The organism is Paremcibacter congregatus (assembly GCF_006385135.1).
In the GTDB taxonomy this organism is placed as follows: domain Bacteria; phylum Pseudomonadota; class Alphaproteobacteria; order Sphingomonadales; family Emcibacteraceae; genus Paremcibacter; species Paremcibacter congregatus.
In genome coordinates this window covers 3,803,055-3,820,899 of sequence record NZ_CP041025.1, presented here as the reverse complement: position 1 = coordinate 3,820,899, position 17,845 = coordinate 3,803,055, and the positions used below count along the sequence as shown (strand labels likewise).

The 17,845-nt window shown below is 55.1% G+C and carries 10 protein-coding genes; 5 read left to right on the top strand and 5 right to left on the bottom strand.

What is annotated here, in order from left to right; genetic code table 11:
• The 5 genes from FIV45_RS16790 to FIV45_RS16770 form a co-directional block, all read right to left on the bottom strand.
• Positions 1-1,221 (bottom strand): MFS transporter, encoded by a 1,221-nt coding sequence (locus tag FIV45_RS16790; protein ID WP_204602244.1) that lies wholly within the window; start codon positions 1,219-1,221, stop codon positions 1-3.
• Positions 1,218-2,855, bottom strand: coding sequence for a serine hydrolase (locus FIV45_RS16785; protein ID WP_099473685.1), 1,638 nt, complete (start codon positions 2,853-2,855; stop codon positions 1,218-1,220). Before FIV45_RS16785 ends, FIV45_RS16790 begins: the two co-directional genes overlap by 4 nt.
• Positions 2,852-4,402 (bottom strand): tetratricopeptide repeat-containing sulfotransferase family protein, encoded by a 1,551-nt coding sequence (locus FIV45_RS16780; RefSeq protein WP_099473683.1) that lies wholly within the window; start codon positions 4,400-4,402, stop codon positions 2,852-2,854. The genes FIV45_RS16785 and FIV45_RS16780 overlap by 4 nt, the downstream gene beginning before the upstream one ends.
• A 103-nt stretch (positions 4,403-4,505) precedes the next feature.
• The gene (locus FIV45_RS18900) at positions 4,506-6,896 is read right to left on the bottom strand and encodes a TonB-dependent receptor (RefSeq protein WP_099473681.1); all 2,391 of its coding nucleotides are present in this window, start codon (positions 6,894-6,896) and stop codon (positions 4,506-4,508) included.
• A gap of 168 nt (positions 6,897-7,064) precedes the next feature.
• The gene (locus FIV45_RS16770; protein WP_099473679.1) at positions 7,065-7,682 is read right to left on the bottom strand and encodes a TetR/AcrR family transcriptional regulator; all 618 of its coding nucleotides are present in this window, start codon (positions 7,680-7,682) and stop codon (positions 7,065-7,067) included.
• A gap of 217 nt (positions 7,683-7,899) precedes the next feature.
• Between FIV45_RS16770 and FIV45_RS16765 the strand changes: the two genes are divergently transcribed.
• The 5 genes from FIV45_RS16765 to FIV45_RS16745 all read left to right on the top strand — a co-directional run bounded on the left by FIV45_RS16765 (position 7,900) and on the right by FIV45_RS16745 (position 17,820).
• On the top strand, positions 7,900-8,799 hold the full coding sequence (locus FIV45_RS16765) for a LysR family transcriptional regulator (RefSeq protein ID WP_099473677.1): 900 nt from the start codon (positions 7,900-7,902) through the stop codon (positions 8,797-8,799).
• Between the two features lie 104 nt (positions 8,800-8,903).
• A complete protein-coding gene (locus tag FIV45_RS16760) occupies positions 8,904-11,045 on the top strand; it encodes a CapA family protein (RefSeq protein ID WP_165777036.1) in 2,142 nt (713 codons plus the stop codon).
• Between the two features lie 40 nt (positions 11,046-11,085).
• Complete coding sequence (locus tag FIV45_RS16755; RefSeq protein WP_099473672.1) at positions 11,086-12,069, top strand: TAXI family TRAP transporter solute-binding subunit; 984 nt, start codon at positions 11,086-11,088, stop codon at positions 12,067-12,069.
• A 4-nt stretch (positions 12,070-12,073) separates the two neighbouring features.
• On the top strand, positions 12,074-14,665 hold the full coding sequence (locus FIV45_RS16750; RefSeq protein WP_099473802.1) for a TRAP transporter permease: 2,592 nt from the start codon (positions 12,074-12,076) through the stop codon (positions 14,663-14,665).
• 149 nt (positions 14,666-14,814) lie between these two features.
• A complete protein-coding gene (locus tag FIV45_RS16745) occupies positions 14,815-17,820 on the top strand; it encodes a TonB-dependent receptor domain-containing protein (protein WP_099473670.1) in 3,006 nt (1,001 codons plus the stop codon).
• Positions 17,821-17,845: the final 25 nt, after the last annotated feature.

Sequence of the window (17,845 nt, the reverse complement as noted above, 5' to 3'; positions counted from 1 at the left end):
TTATTCCTTTTCTATCGTCGAGAGATGTGTGAGGTGGTCACGTTTCCGGGCGGGGCTGAACGCGGCCAGCGCACAGAACAGCAGGCCGAATGCAGCGACATTGATAATCAGAGTGAAATTGCCTTCGCCGACCAGGGTGGCCGCAATCATTGGTCCGGAGGCGAGACCCATTTTTGAGACAAAACCGGCGAGTGAGGCGGTGCGGCCTTTCTTGTCAAAGGCGGTGCACAGGCCCAGAAGATAGGGGATCAGGAAGGCCCACATGATACCGGTGATGGCGTTGGCCATGAAATAGACTGTGGCCGATCCTGACCAGTGAAAGGCGAGAGTGCCGGCGATCGAGATCAGCAAACCTATGGTCAGGGGCAGGGCCCGGCCAAAACGCACCCCGAATACATAGACCAGAACCGCGCCGCCGATGGCGGTCCAGTTAGCTACCCCGACCAGGGTGCTCATCAGGTCCGTGGTCAGTCCTTTGTCCTTGCCCAGTTCGAAAACATAATCGGCGACCCCCATATTGGCGGCCTGGAAAAAGAAAATCGCCAGCAACACCGGGATCAGAGGGGCAAGGGCGATGCCGCCAAACCGGCCCGGAGAGGCCGTGGCGCCTTTATCCGGCGTGACCTTATAATCGTCGAGAAAGGGCACCATCAACAGGGTAAGGCTGCTGAATATAATCAGGGCCCAGAAGACGGCGCTATGGCCCAGGGTCTGGACCAGACCGGGAATAAACATAATGCCGATGCTGCCAAAGCTATATTGGACGATCAACAGCATGCCAAATACCCGGTCCGGGGTTTTGGTGCGGGCGATGACGCTGAAGCCGGTGCCGACGAGGAAGCCGCCAAAGCTGCCCTGCAGAAAACGGATGGCGATCAGGGCGTCGCCGTTGCTGATGGTCATGGAAATGAAATCAATGGCAATGATCGCGATCAGCACGGTGTAGGCGATTTTGCGCCACGGCAGACGCCCGGCGGAGAAAACAGCCATCAGGGCGCCGAAGGCTGCGCCATATTTATTGGCGGCGGTGATATAGCCTGCGGTTTCCAGACTAAGCCCGATGCCGTCAACAAAGGCCGACAGGAACGCCCCGCCGAGATTGACATAAAACAGCCCGGCTGTGGAGAGGAACGACAGCAAAATGGCGGAAAGAAGTCCCTCGGGCGCGGCCTTGGGCAGGGAAAAGCCGGGTTTGGCGGTGGTGTCACGTGATGTTGTCATTCAGGGTCTCCGCCGCACAGGGAATTGAGGTGATGAAGTTGGGTAACGGCGGCCATAAAGGCGTGCTGCCCTCCGTCGCTGATCATGTAATATCCCCCGCCGTCGGGCAGAAGCACAGCGGACAGGCCGCCGTAGCCGGACAGGAAAGGCAGCCAGGTTTCTGAACGGCAGGACAGGTCGTCCTGGGCGTTATAGGCCCAGAAGCCGTTGCTATAGCGGATTTTGTTTTCCGGATGGCCCGCCAGAAGACCGCGGTCGGCGGTCTTTTTTTGCAGCGCCGCCTGAAACAGGGAAGAGGACAGAAGGTCCGAGGGATGAAGGTCTTTGTGCTGTCCCCCGAGGAAGGACAGGAGTTTGGCGATATCCTGCCGGGTCAATATCAGGCCCCAGCCGGTAAAGGGCTGTGCCTCCCGGTCAAGGCTGCGGCGGGTCCATTGGGCGCTGGGGCTCAGGCCAAGAGGCGCAAAGATATCCCTGACGATAAGGTCATTGAAGAAATCATGTTCGGCGCCCTTTTTTTCCTGCCAGAAGGCCTGCAGGGCCGCGCCCAGAATATAGGTGTCGGATGTGTGATAGGCGAACTGGGTTCCCGGGGTGGCTTTATGGGGGAAATGGTGACAGGCGAAGTCGATTTTCTGGCGGTGAGTCCGGGTCTGGAAGAAAGCCTGATATGTTTCCGAGCTTTCGTCGGCGTCGGCCCCGGCGGTGGTATAATTGCCAGTCGCCATGGACAGGGTGTCCCGGAACGTCACATCCCGCCAGGCCGCGCCCTGACAGGCGGGAACATAGGCGGCGATTTTTTCATCCGCCGCGCCAGGATAGAGTTTTTCAAGCCGCATCAGGGCCAGTCCAGCGACCAGGGATTTGGCCAAGGAATAGGAGGGCACGGCCATCTGATCGCAGTGGGGGTAGAGACCCGCGCGGGTCATGCAGCCCCCGGCATAATGGACGCCGGCCATCAGAACGCCAAATTGTGATATGTCTGACGGGGCGATGCGTTTGGATTCCGACAGGCCATCAAGCGCCAAATCCGGATGGGCGTCTTTTAGGGCGGCGACCGGTTTTTGCGGTAAATAGGTTGATTTTTCCCGCTGGAAGATCTGTTGAACGGTGGCGGCCCCGGGCTGTTGTTTTGGATGCCAACGGGCGGTCAGGTCACCCAGCATGTCGAATTTGAAATAGGGGCAGGTCTCGCTGGCGATGCGCAGACGGGCTTTTGTGGTCTGTCCGTCCGGGATGATGGTGAACTCGAGAACACCGTTATGCAGGCAATTTTCATTTTTTTCCATCAGGGCGACGGGCAGGGAGGCATGCAGTCCTTTGTCATCCCGTTTAAGCGCGCCTGCCGTCAGCACCCATTCCCAGACCGGGTGGTTCCCCGGGATGGCGCCGGCCTTTACGGGAAGCAGCGCGGCCCCGTCCTGAATATAGGCGAAAGAAAATGCTGGAATTCTGTTGCGCCCTGTGTCGGGGTCTTGCGCCAGATGAAAGTCATCCTGAAGCACCCTGGTTTCCAGCCGGGCAGTGGTCACATCAAGCGTCAGGCGTCCCTCTAGCGCGCCGCCGGGCGCGGCGCAGGCGGTGGTGATGCCGAGAATAACACCAAGGCTGCTGAGGAAACAGGGCCATCTCATAGGTCGATCCCTGCGGCGGCCAGTTGCGCCTTTAAGGGGGCGAGCTGGGTTTCATAGTGACGCCATTTCTCGACACTGGAGGTATAAATGGGGTGGCGCACCTGGGCGGCGCTGGCGGTTGCCGAGGCGCTTTTATTCTCATGAAAGTTCAGACAGGCGTCCTGCCAGTCAAGACCGCACACGGCGACCAGACGTTTCGACTGGGTTTTCTGATCGGTGACCAGGGCCTCATAATCCACATCATGGATACGGCCCGGCAGTTGCGCCCGCCAATGAGCCATCAGCCGGTGATAGGCGATATAATAAGCCCCAAGGTCATCCAGCGCATAGGAATAGGGATAACCCATCTGGAACAGGGTTTTATACATGGCGTAACAATTATCCAGCGGATGGCGGCGCAGATGGATGATGCGGGCGGTGGGCAGGGCCTTGGCGATCAGGCCGATATACAGAAAATTCGCCGGTGTTTTATCAATCACAAACTGCGCGCCCTGACGCCGTTGTCCGATCATTTCCTGATAGAGTGTCCCAATGGCAGCGCAATCGAGCTTTGCTGTTTTTTGGATAAGGTCGGCTTTGCTGCGCGCCGGGCCTGCAATATTCATAAAGGCGTGAACAAAGTCGTTGATTTCCCCGAGGCTTTCGACGTCGGAATGGCTGCTGAGAATGCGGTCGACGAGGGTGGAGCCACTGCGCGGTTGTCCCAAAATGAAAATCGGGCCCGGCGCCTCAGACACCGCCGGAATGTCCGCAAAGAAATCATCTGTCATTACCGCGGCGATGTCCGCCATGGTCCGGATATCATCGGTAACGGAATAGCTCAGCCGTTTGCGGCGGGTGTCGGCGGCCTCGCGCAGGGCGGCAAAGGATTTGTCATATGCCTTGATGTCTTCATATTCTTTCGCCAGCGCATAGCCGAGCTGGACGGGATCACTGGCGGGATTCAGGCCGCGCGCCCGCAAGGCCTCCATTTCGGCAATATGATTGTTTTTGGCGGTTTGTTTTTTTAATGTGGCGCGATTGTAATAGGCGGCATAGTCATCGGGCGTGTGGGCGATCACCCGGTTATAGAGGTCTTCTGCCCCGGCCAGATCGCCGAGCGCCGTGGCGGTGGCGGCGGTATTATAGAGGAGTTCCGGATTTTCTCCGATCAGATGACGGGCCCGCTGGTAACAGCGCAGGGCGTCGGTATGATGCTCAAGGTCACTAAAAAGCTGCGCCGTATGTTGCAGCATGCGGGCGTCGTCCCAGGCTTTCTTTTCTAACGCGTATATTTTTTTCGTTGCGGCGGCCAGCTGCCCGCATAACAGGGTGGCTTCCGCTTCCATATGTTGAACCGTAAGGGAGGTGGGCGCCGCCGCAACGGCTTTTTGCGCGGCGGACAGCATGCCGACAAGATCGCCCTTGGCCTGGCAGATACGCCCCGACAAAAGCCAGCCTTGCGGCAGGGTGGGGTGACGGTTGGTGAAGGCGCTGCAGAGCGCCTCGGCCTGCTCTACCTGGCCCTGCTTCAAGTGCTGATTAATCTGGTTCAAGCTATGGTGCATGGATGACCCTTTGCGTGCGGTTCTGGTGTGATGAGATGCACGATGCTGCAAAAAAGGGCCGAATGGCAAGCGAATTGCGTTTCGGCCCTTTCCAGATCAGACATTAGAAATCAACAGATACCGCAAGCCCGAGGGTCCGGGGCAGGGTGATTTCATGTTTGGCGCCACTACCAAAATAGTTCTGGGACGGATCTGTTCCCATATAGGCCGCGGAATAAGAAGCAGACATGCCGGCCTGATTGAAGATATTCTTGGCGAAAAGCGTGACGTTGATATTGTCTTTGGTAAAGGCCAGGCTGGCGTTCCAAATGGAGAAGCCGGAATGAGTCTGTCCGTAGGTTGGGTGGGTATTGTTGATATAATTCTTGGTATCGCTCTGATAATAGCCATCCAGCCGGGTGACCATCACAATATCGCTGGTGATGTCCTTGGTGTAATCCAGAGCGACATTCAGGGTGTGTTTGGGAATGCCGGGCAGACGGTTGCCGTCTTCGGCGATAACCGCACCGGTCGGAGCGATAAAGTCAGACGTCAGCTTGGCGTCGACATAGGCATAGCCGAAGCTGTAATGCAGCGCCTGGCTCAGCTGGCCTTCCATTTCCAGTTCGACCCCTTTGGTGGCGGCGGTGTCGCCATTCGCCGCGGTGAAGAATCCCCAGTTGGAGGTCGCGGTGTTGATCTGAGGGTTGCTCCAGTCAACATAAAAGACGCTGGCGCTATAGCGCAGGCGGTCGCTTGATCCCTTGATGCCCAGTTCGTAGTTGACCACGCTGTCGGAGCCGTAAGCGAGCCAGGCCGGGTCTTCGGCAAAGTTACCGGTCGTCGGCACCGCGGCGGCGCCGCCCCGGCGATAGCCTTCGGATATGGTGGCGTAAATCATGGTGTCATCTTGGACGTCATAGGAAATATTACCCTTGAAGAGCACGTCTTTCTTGCCGGATTCCGTCACCGTGCGGGCGGGGGCCCATGAGGCGAGGGAGTCCCAGAAAGGCAGTTGCACTTCCGCGTCGGATGAAACACTGCTGTCAAACCAGCGCATGCCGCCGGTCAGGTGAAGGCTGTCTCCGATGTCATAGGTGACCTCGCCGTAAACGGCGGTTTCTTTCACTTTGGACAGGTCGGTATAGATGAAATCATTGTCATTTTCATCATAACCAAATCCGGGGGACATCCAGCCAAACATTTGTGAGGCCCAGGCTTTGTAACCGGCGAGCGTGCTGGTTTGGCCCACTGTTTTATCCTGATCCTGGTAATATACGCCGGCAACCCAGTTTAAAGGTCCTTCGTTATCGGACACCAGGCGGACTTCCTGAATGAAGGCCTTGTCGCCGAAACTACGGTCCGCCCGGGCGAGAGGACGCGGCGAATTATAATACAGACCGCCCAGCCAGTTTTTCTGAGCATAGAACCCGGTATTCTCGCTGATGGCCGATCCGTGAACGTCATAATGAGAGGTGGAGGAGGTCAGGGTTGCGAACCCGAGATCCACGTTGATTTCTGCGGCGAACATTTCCAGGTCGGCTTCACTGGGTTCCAGCTGTACCGATCCAGAGGTATAGGCGCCATATTCATTACCGTATCCATCAAGGAAACCTTCGGCGGTGGCGCGGCGGCTGCCGGCTTCGTCGCTCTGGGTGGTATACATCAGGGAAATGTCGATCGCGTCGCTGACTTCCATAAAGGCGCTCAGGCGGAGAAAATCAATCTCGGCCGTGTCAGCGTCCTTGACCGTTTTATAGCTGGCGTCGGTGTCGTTGATATCGCCGGGGATCACCGGCGCGCCGCTGTTGTCGAGTTCATAGACATTGACATAATCAATAATGCCGGCGTTATCCAGATGGCTGGCGACAGCGCGCAGGGCGATTTTGTCGCCGAGGGGAACATTCAGCACGACATCGCCTGTCCAGCTGATGCCGCCGGAGCCTTTTGTGCTGCTGCCGGTGCCGCTGACTGTGCCGCTAAATTCACCGAGAACCGGTTTTCTGGTGATGTAACGCACCGCGCCGCCGAGGGCGCCGGACCCATAAAGGGTGCCTTGCGGGCCACGCAGGACTTCGACCCGCTCCAGATCTTTCAACATCATATTGGCGAAAACGGGCGTGTCATTGATATAGGTGGCCACGGTCGGGGCGGAGGAAGCGGCGTAATCCCCGCGGGCGGCGCCATCAACATTCAGACCCCGGATGCGGATGTCATTTTTGGTGGCGGCGTTGCGGTTGCCGCGGTCGGCGACCACAATGCCGGGAATGGAGCGCAGCATTTCAGTGGCGTCGATCATTTTCATATCATCGATTTCACTGCCGGACAGGGCGGAGATGTTATAGGGGATATCCTGAACCATGGTCGCCCGCCGGGTGGCTGTCACCACGATTTCTTCCAGTTTAATCTGGTTTTCTGTGCTCTGGGCGGCATCCTGGGCCAGGCCCGGCGTTGCGGCGACAAGGGCGGTGGATGACAGTAGCGCAAGTGATGTAATCTTTTTTCTTACAGACATTAAATGTCCTCCCATAAATTTATACTGACTAAAAATATTATTGACGACAAAAATATTATAGTCAACTATAAAAATATATTCTACTCGTACAAAGCTACCTAAAACCCGGCCAGACCCGAGACTTGATCAGGTCATAAAAAGTTTGTAATCAAAGGCTTGCTGGGAAAATCAGGCCTTGAGGCTTTCCACCAGTAAAGTTATATCTTTTCTGACTCCGGCGAGCATTTCTTCAATCGTCATGGATTTGAGATAAATAAATCCGAGGAAATGGTTCCGTTCCAGCCGGGTCATCAGATAGGCATATTGTTCGGCATCCAGCGGACGCAGCACGCCGAGTTCACTATATTTTTCGAGCGCCACAGCCAGGGCGGCCGCAAGATCATCGGCGATGCCCGCCAAATAGCGGGGGGCGACATCCGGGTCGGATGTGGTGGCGACATAGGCGACCACATGTCCCCATAATTCCCGGGACATATATCTCAGGGTATTCTGCATGTTTGACCCGATGATATCGGTCAGCAGATCGGCGGGATCTTCGCTGGCGGCGCGCTGTTCATATTCGGCGCGCTTGCTGCGGGTGTCTTCCTCGCCGTGGGCGATCAGCGCGAGCAGAAGCTCTCCTTTATTGCCGTAATAATTATACACGGTGGCCGGCGATACCAGAGCTTCTTCTGAAATATCTTCGATTGTGGTGACGGCAAACCCCTTTTTTTCAAAGAGGTGAACGGCCGCTTTTTCAATCATTTCGCGGCGGCGCGCTTTCTGTTTGGCTCTTAAACCTGTCATGTGAATATCCTTTTCTAAATTTATAGATGGCTTTATTTTTCAAGACAAGTCTATTTTTAAACAGAGGGGATGTAGCAACGTTTTGGCGGCTTTTACAGGCCCTATTTCTGCGCCGGGTCTGTCTTTTTTGTGATGAAGGATAGACGTTATGTCACAGTCTGATAATATGGGCCCGGATGGTTAGGGACTGTGTAATAGAAAAGGTTGTGTCGCACATATGCAGATGAAGCAAATAGAAGTTTTTCATGCGGTATACTCCACAGGCTCTGTCAGTAATGCGGCTAAATTTCTCCATGTCTCGCAACCGGCGGTCAGCAAGGTATTGCACCGTGCCGAGGATCAGCTGGGGTATCTTTTGTTTAAGCGGGTTAAAGGCAAGCTGGTGCCAACGGATGAGGCGCATAGTTTGTTCGCCGAAGTCTCTCAGGTCTATCAGCAGATTTTGTCGTTGCAGAAGAAAGCCCGTAATCTCAAGTCGGGCACGGCGGGGCATATTCGGCTTTCTGTCATGCCGGCATTGGGACTCAATGTGCTGCCGCTTTCCATCGCCCGGTTTCTCGAAGATCATCCGGGGGTGACTTTTGACATCCAGACCCGGCATTATGATGACATGATCCGTTCTCTTTATGAACATGAAATCGATATCGGTCTGGCGTTCAACCCTGATAATCATGTGGGCCTGGCGCGATATGAATTTGGGCAGGGCGAGTTTGTTTGCGTTCATAATCCGGAAAGTTTCCCGAAAAATCCGGATCGTCTGGGCCTTGAGGAGCTTGAGGGTAAAAACATCATCAGCATCAAGGACAGTGGTCCTTTATCCGACTTGCTGTTTCAGCGTATCCTTCAGGAAGGCGTCAGTACCGATTCCGCCATTACGGTACAAACCTATTATATCGCCAAGAATTTGGTTGGGTATGGTATGGGGATGGCCATTGTCGATCAGCTGACCGCGCAGGCGGAAGGGCCGGGGAAAACCAGTTTTAAAGGATTTACCCCGCCGATTACCTATGCGGTGACAGGGCTATATGCCGAAAGTCGTCCGTTGTCCAATGTGTGCCAGAATTTTCTGGGTTATCTTAAGCAGGTCTATGAAGAACTGGTTCAGCCGGCGAAATAAGTATAACCTATCGTTATGGGGAGAGCATGACTTGCTATTATCTTTCGGGTTTGAATCAGGCTATTATGGAGGTAATAAAAGAGTATAAAGGGCGGGTACTGGTCATGATGCGTAGCATATGTTTGATTGTTTTTGGCGTGTTCAGCCTGTGTCAATTTACAAGCTTTGCCACGGCGGAAACCCTGTCCGGTCGTCTTACGGATACTTCCGGGGCGCCGGTGCAGAACTTTACGGTGCAGATCAACAAAGATGTGATCAAAGGGCGGGACGGTGTTTTCACCCTTGATGTGGAACAGACGGAGCTTGTGTCCCTGCAATTTTCGGCCCCCGGTTTTTTCCCGATTACCCAGATATTTTCTCTGCTGGAATTGAATCACATGGGGAAAGGCTATGCGCTTCCGCCGATACAACTGGTCGCCAGAAAGCCGGGTCGGGTCATGTTGGCGTTTGGCGGGGATGTGATGATGGGGCGGCGCTATAGCAGCCCGAGAGGCGATGAGACGGTTTTGATCCGGCCGGATCACAAGGCTGAAGATACCAAAGCCATCGTTCGTCATGTGAAACCTTATTTCGACGGGGCCGATTATGGGTCCGTCAATCTGGAAACCCAGGTGATGTCCGCCAGACCGAAAGGCTCGGCGTCGAAGCTGGTGACATTCTTTTCGCCACCCGAAACAGCGGCGGCGCTGGCCTGGGCCGGAGTTGATTATGTGACCCTGGGCAACAATCATACCTATGACAATCTTGAAGAAGGACTTGTCGCGACACTGGATATTCTTAACGATAGCCCCCTGGCGTTTTCCGGGGCGGGCCTGACGGAGAAGGCGGCTCTGGCGGCCCATCGCATCGATATTTCGGATATGCCGTACAGCTTCCTGGGGTATGTCGGCTGGAAAGGCGGCGGCCAGCCGCACCAGGCGGCGGAAGGCGATCATAAAGGCGGAGCCGCGCTCGGGAGTATGGAAAATATCATCAGGAGTGTCGGGGCGGAAGTGGCCGAAGGCCGCACCACGGTTGTGCAATATCACGGCAGCCTGGAATATGGCGAAGAGCCGACACTGCTTACGGAGCAGCGGTTGAAAAGCGCCATAGATCAGGGCGCGGATCTGGCAATCGCCCATCATCCCCATGTGGTGCAGGGGTTTGAAATCTATAAAGACCGTTTAATCGCTTATTCCCTGGGCAATTTTATTTTTGACCAGTATTTCTATGGGCCACAATTTTCCTATATGCTTTATGTGTGGATGGATGGCGAGAAATTTCATCGGGCGGAAATTGTGCCGGTTTACATCAAAGGCTATGTGCCGACGCCGGCAACCGGGCCGGTCCGCCGGGCGATCCTGAGCCGCACGGCTGAATTGTCGGACCGGCGTGGCGTCAGTCTTGGTTACAGCGGGGGGCACGGTGTAATTACGACAGCTCCGGCGTCGTCCGGCGTCAGCCTCGCCCGGAATATTTCTCTGGACCTGATAGCGGGGAAAGAAAAAGTCATCTCCCTCGGGCACTGTACGGCGGGTGTTTATGCTACGGGAGTTGAGGCGCAGGATACTGATCTAACCTATCGCTTCGGTCAGGAAATGCTCCGGCGGGGCGATTTTGAATCATTTGACCACTTTGATGCACCCGAACGGGGTTGGATCATTGAGGATCCGGCCTCCGGCCTTAGCCGGGATGAAGCTTATCAGGGCGTGAAATCCTTCAAAATTTCCGGCGCCACCGGCAAGAAGACGGCGACGTTTGGCATGAAGGTGTTTACCCGCCTGTATCGTCCGGCAACGCCAAGCAGTCTGATCGGGCAGGTTCGCGCTGATCAGGACGTGACCGTCAAAGTTTATTTTCAGGGCCGCCCGACAAGGGGGAAACTCGGGGATTCTCTTGAAAATGCGCCGAAGAAATTACTGGGCAGTCTGAAAGTCGCCAAAGGTGACTGGCGCAGGCTTTCAGTGGATTATAACAGCCCCCGGGTCGGCTATCGCAGCTATCGTCTTTTGCTGGATGTCGAGCGTGAGGAAGGCCGGGACCTGCCGGATGTTTATTTTGACAATATCGGGCTTGTTGAATGGCGCACCGCGTATCAGTCTGCCGACGGAGCAGGTCATGTCAAGTTCCCCAATCAATATACGCATTTGGCGGTGAGGGCGGGGCAGCAGAATGTAAACCAGGCGCTAATCCATGAATATCATGACGACCCGGCGCGGGAAGAGGATGTAACGGGGCGCTGTCAGAAAGGAACTGCGGCGCGATGATAAATCTACTCACCCGGTTCGGGATGCATAAGGGTTCAGAATGAAACATATTGTAATTTTTTTGATAACATTCTCTTTGTGGGGCTGTGGATCGGAAAGCGAAGATCGCTTTATCACGATCGGCACCGGCGGGGTGACGGGCATCTATTATCCGGCAGGCGCGGCAATTTGCCGCATGGTCAATCGCCACCGGACAGAGCATGGACTGCGCTGCTCGGTCGAGGCCACCGGCGGGTCAATCTATAATATCCGGGCGGTGAGAAACGGCGACCTTGATATTGGCGTGACCCAGTCCGACTGGCAATATCATGCCTATCAGGGGGCGAAACTCTTTGAAAAAGAAGGCCGCTTTGAAAAGCTGCGGGCGGTTTTCTCGCTCCATTCAGAGCCTTTCACCGTTATCGCCCGTAAGGACAGCGGTGTAAAAACCTTTGCTGATCTGAAGGGCAAGCGGGTCAATATTGGCAACCCTGGTTCCGGCAGCCGGGCTACGGTAGAGGCTTTGTTGGCGTATCTGGGCTGGGGACAGCAGGATTTCGCCATTGCCGCCGAACTGAAGGCCGCCGAACAGTCCCAGGCCCTGTGTGACAATAAACTGGATGCGATCATCTATGTGGTGGGCCATCCGAGCGGTGCGATCAAGGAGGCGACCACCAGTTGCGAGTCTGTGGTTGTCGAGGTCGCGGGGCCTGTTGTCGACAAGCTGGTGGCGGAAACTCCTTATTACAGCACGGCAATCATTCCGGGCGGCATGTATAATGGCTCGCCTGAAGATGTGAAGACATTTGGCATGCGGGCGGTGTTTGTCACCTCGGCGGATGTGAAAGACGATGTGATTTATCAGATCACCAAGGCGGTGGTCGGTGATCTCGACAATTTCAAACGTCTGCATATCGCCTTTCAGATGCTGAAGGTTGATGAAATGGCCAGCGCCGGACTGGTGGCGCCACTGCATCCGGGGGCGGAAAAATATTTCCGCGAAGTCCTGGCGTCCGATGCCGAAAAATCTAACAAAGGCCTTTAAAGATATGACTGCACGCGCCGCGATTGACGAAAATACACTTCATTTATTGGAAGATATAGAACATGGAGGCCGCCATCCGGCCGGCTGGTCAGGACGCCTGTTGACGATATTGGCGCTCTGCTGGTCGTTGTTTCAGCTTTATTATGCCTCCCCCGTTCCTTTTCTGCTGGCGGGAATATTGCCTGACAGTATCAGTGGGTATATTTTGTTCAATGATACAGAAGCACGATCCATTCATCTGGCTTTTGCGGTGGCGCTGGCTTTTATGGCCTACCCCCGGACCTATACCGCACCCCAACATAAAATCCCGTTATATGACTGGGTCCTGTTCGGGGTGGGTATCTATTGCGCCTTGTATATTTGCATCAATTATCAGTCTCTGGCGCTTCGGGTAGGGGCTTTCACTCCTTTTGATCTGGCTGTCGGGGTGTCGGGGATTGGCATTCTGCTCGAAGCCTCACGCCGGGTATTGGGCTTGCCCATGGTCTGTGTGGCGCTATTTTTTCTGGCCTATATCTTTTTTGGCAATAGTGGATGGGTGCCGGATGATCTGCGCTGGAAAGGCGCGAGCCTGCATAAGGCCATGTCGCACCTGTGGCTGACCACCGAAGGGGTTTATGGCGTGGCTCTCGGCGTATCGGTGAGCTTTGTGTTTTTGTTTGTTCTGTTTGGCGCGCTGCTGGAAAAGGCGGGGGCGGGAAATTATTTTATCCGGGTGGCCTTTTCGTTATTGGGTCATTTGCGCGGTGGCCCGGCCAAGGCGGCCGTAATTGCGTCCGGTCTTACCGGCCTGATTTCCGGATCTTCCATCGCCAATGTGGTGACCACGGGCACCTTTACCGTGCCGTTGATGCGTAAAGTCGGCTTTAGCCGGGAAGAGGCGGGCGCGGTCGAGGTCGCTTCCTCGGTCAATGGCCAGATCATGCCGCCGGTGATGGGGGCCGCGGCGTTCCTGATGGTCGAATATGTCGGCATTCCCTATACCGAGGTGATCAAGCACGCCTTTTTGCCGGCGTTGATTTCCTATATCGCCCTGGTCTATATCGTGCATCTGGAAGCCTGCAAGAAAGGCATGACCGGTCAGGAAAAACGGGATCACGGCATGACTTTTTTCCAGCGCCTGTTTATGTGGGCGACGATTATCCTGGGGTTCATTGTCTTAAGTTTCGCGACCTATTATGGGCTTGGCTGGATCAAGACGCTAACCGGTGATTTTTCAGGCTGGGTGATTGCTGTAGTGTTGGGGGGCGTTTATGTCGGTTTGTTGAGATATTGCGCCGGTTTTCCCGACTGTCCCGATGATCCGGATCTGGAACATCTGGGCCCGACCGGTGAAATCGTCAAAGGCGGTCTGTATTACATCCTGCCGGTGGTGGTGTTGATCTGGTGTCTGATGATTGAACGGTTGTCTCCCGGCCTTTCGGCCTTCTGGGCGTCCTTGCTGATGGTCGGCATTCTTTTAAGCCACAAGAGCCTGAAGGCTTTCTTCCGCGGCGAAGGGGAGCTGGCCGGTTATTGGGTGGCGTCAAAGGATGATTTCTCGGCGGCCCTGATCGAAGGCGCGCGTAATATGGTCGGCATAGGCCTGGCGACGGCGACCGCCGGAATTATCGTCGGAGCGGTGTCCCTGACCGGCGTCGGGCAGGTGCTGGCGGGTTTTGTTGAACTGCTGTCGGCGGGCAATTTGATTCTGATGCTGTTTTTCACCGGGGTGATCAGTCTGATCCTTGGCATGGGATTGCCGACAACCGCCAATTACATTGTGGTTTCAAGCCTGATGGTGCCGGTGATTACCCTGCTTGGGGCGCAGAACGGGCTGATCATCGAATTGATTGCAGTGCATCTTTTTGTGTTTTACTTCGGGATTATGGCCGATGTCACGCCGCCGGTGGGTTTGGCGTCCTTCGCGGCGGCGGCCGTGTCTGGCGGCGACCCGATCAAGACTGGCATCAAGGCCTTCATTTATAGTCTGCGCATGATCATTCTGCCGTTTATCTTCATCTTCTATCCTGAGCTTTTGATGATCAATATCAGCGGTCCGTTGCACTTCCTTCTGGTGGTGGTCACGGCAGTTTTGGGAATATTGTGTTTCGCCGCCAGTACCCAGGGGTATTTCCTGGTCCGCAGCAAGCTCTGGGAAAGCGCGCTGTTGGTGCTCGTCGCTTTCACCCTGTTGGCGCCGGGCTTCTGGATTGACCGCCTCGTCTCCCCGTGGCAGACGAGGCCCTTAGAGGAATTGCGTCGGCAGGTGGAACAGGCCCCGGCAGATGGGTTGATGCAGCTCTCGCTGCTGCGCCGGGATTTCGACGGCGAGGCGGTGACGACCCTGTCATCGGTCACTTTAGGCCCGAAGGCCCCCTTTGAAGAGCGCCTGCGCTTTCTTGGTCTCGACCGGATCAAGAAAACCGAGGCGGCTTATCAGGCGGAGGCGCGCTTCGGCGGCCTGATGGATAATCCGGAACTGGATGAACGATTACGGCTGGTGGCCTTCGCCATTCCTGCGCCGCAACCGGCGGCTTCTTGGATGGTTCTTCCGGCGCTGCTTTTGCTGGGGCTGGTGATCTGGCGTCAACGGCAAAGACGTTCCCCTCTGTGAGTATCTTCCTATAACATATGGTTATGAGGTTGTGATCATCTATTATTAGATTTCCATAACATATCGCGAGATAATGACTTTCCCCCAAAGAGAGGGGCGGGCCGATAAAAATTGGTCTGTTTTGTAAGTTGCGTTTCTGGGAGGAAACAATGGATAGGGTTAACAATATGATGATGAAGCATTTATTACTGGCGTCCGCATGTAGTCTGTATATCACCCAGGCGGTCGGGCAGGAAAACACGACACCTCAGGAAGAGGCCTTAGAGCTTGATGAGATTGTCGTGGTGGGATCACAAATCAAAGGCGCGAAGGTTACGGGCGGTTTGCCGGTCACATTATTGGGGGAATCGGATATGGACGCGATTGCCGCTTCCTCGGCCTCTGAACTGTTCGGTTCGCTCCCGTCCAATGGCGTGATGAATTTTAACGGAACGGACACCGTCGGCGGCGGGGTCAACAGCGCCCGCGGTGACGTGGCGTCGATCAATTTGCGCGGCATTGGCTCAGGCAATACGTTGATCTTGCTCAATGGCCGCCGCGTGGTCCAGCATCCCGGTACTCAGTCTGAAAATCTGGTGCCGGTGACGACCGCCAACCTGAACGCCATTCCGGTGTCCGGTATTCGCCGGATTGAAGTGTTGCATGACGGCGCCTCGGCGATTTACGGTACAGATGCCGTGGCGGGGGTGATCAATACGGTTTTGCGGGACAATTATGAAGGCTATCGCGTCAACGCGCAATATGGCGGGTCGGAAGATATAGATCGTCGTAAACTGAAAGTAGATTTCCTCGGCGGATGGCGGCTGAACGACGATAAAACTCATGTCAGTCTGTCGATGAATTATTATAATGGCACTGGTGTGGATGCCAGCGAGCGGCCCTATTCCGCCTCGTCCGATCGTCGACCTCTGGTGGACGGCACGGATTTCGAGGGCGATACCCAGTTCCGCAGTCTGTCAACGGATACACCCTGGGGTCAATTTGAAGCGGGCCAGCGAGTGCGCCAAAATGGAGATAGTCTGACAACAAGAGGCGGACGCTTTCATATTCAGCCTCAAACATCATCGGGGTGTCGGGCGGATATTAATGCGGATATCTGCATTGATGACAGCAGTTTGAATAGTGACCTGCGGTTTGACAGCAACACGGATCGCCAGATGATCCCGGATGTGAAGCGCGGTAATGCCTTCCTGTTCGTCAATCATGAGTTTGACAGTGGCATGGAATTCTATAGTGAGCTGTCCTACTATCGCGCCGAGTCCAAGAAATATCGCGAAGCATCTGGCGTTCTCTCCAGTGCGCCGATCACCATTTCTAAAAATGCCTATTGGAACCCCTTTGGTGCCGTGGGTAATGTAAACCGGCTGGCGGGCATCGACGCTCCTGATGAAGGATTGGATATCACCACGACCGGCTATCGCGCCGTGGATGCGGGACGGCGGCAGATCGACGTAGATAACGACTCTTTCCGTCTTCTGGGCGGCTTGCGCGGGGAGCTCGGGGAATGGTCCTGGGACAGTGCGGCGCTCTATTCCGAGGCCACGACTCTGGACACGACCCATAACCGGATCAGCAATACGCTGTTCGAGGCAGCCATCAACCGGACAGATGATACGGCCTATAACCCCTTTAATGGCGGAGATATCGCAAATGTCAGTGCCGGAGATACGACGGGTAACCCCCAGGACACCATCGACAGCTTTCTGATTGATGTGACCCGGAAGAATAAAACCACGCTGGGAATGGTCGATTTTAAAGTCTCAAACCCGGCGGCGTTTGAACTGTTTGGCAACGAAGTGGGGGCAGCTGTCGGCGTCGAATGGCGACGCACCAGCTTCGCCGAAGATCGCGACGACCGGCTTGATGGCACGATAAACTTCACCCGGGCCGATACCGGTGATCTGACCAGTGATGTGATGAACAGCAGTCCGACACCTGATTCATCCGGGTCACGTAACGTGATATCGGCCTTCGCCGAACTGGCGGTACCATTGCTCGCTCATGACGAAAGTCGCAAATTCGCCCATAGTCTTGATCTTCAACTGGCGGGTCGTTTTGAGCATTATAACGATGTGGGCAGTGTCTTTAAGCCAAAAGTCGCCCTGTCCTGGGTGCCTTTGAGCGGCATTCAACTGCGGGCCGCCTACTCCGAAGGCTTCCGGGCACCAAATCTGGAACAGCTGCATACCGAGAAAGTGACGCGGGTCAATACCCGCACGGACTGGTATCGCTGTCAGGCCGCTGTCAATAAAGGAACGGCAGATGACCTAGGAGATTGTGGTGACTATAGCGACAGTGTGGAAAGCATTCGTTCCGGCAGCAAGGACCTGATCCCGGAGGAATCCAAGAACTATTCTGTTGGCATGGTGCTAACACCGGAATCGGCCATTGGTTTGACGTTTACGGTTGATTACTGGCGCATCGAGCAAAAAGACCTGGTGGGCATTTTTGGCGACGCCAATCAGATCGCGCTCGATTTTGTCCGTCGCATGGGGGGCAGCACCAATGATGCTGTGATCCGGTCGGCGGCCACCCAGGATGATATCGACTTCTTTGCCGGGTCGGGTCTTGAGGCCGCCGGGAATATCGCCAATGTTCTGGACCCCTATTTGAATTTGGATTCGCGCGTGACGGAAGGGATCGACCTTGGTCTGTATTTTTCCGTTGACGACACCACAATTGGTGATTTTGATTTTAAGCTCAACGGGTCACGTTTGTTAACCGCGTTCCAAGACCTGTCCGAGAGCGCAACCGAAATCAATAACTTTGCTGCTGCAGAAATCAGAGTGGCTGGTGCGGGCGACCTGATCGAACAAAACAGTCGCCCTAAATGGCAAGCCTCCGGGACGATTACCTGGAGGAACGGCAATTGGGGGGCGGGAATCTGGGGGAAATATACCGGAAAGGTGTTTGAAACCGGCGTGACGCAGAATGACACGGATGAGTTCTTTATCATCGAAGACTGGTTCCGGATGAATACCTACGTGCAATATACCTTTGACAAAGGGGCTATGGACAACACCCGCATTCGTCTCGGGGTGCGTAATGTCTTTGATAAAGCGCCGCCGCTTGCGGACAATACCTTTGGTTATCTGAGTAGCCTGCACAGCTCAGAAGGCCGCTTCTTCTATGCCTCAGTCCGGAAATCCTTCTAATTTTGGATGAAGCATGTAAAATAAA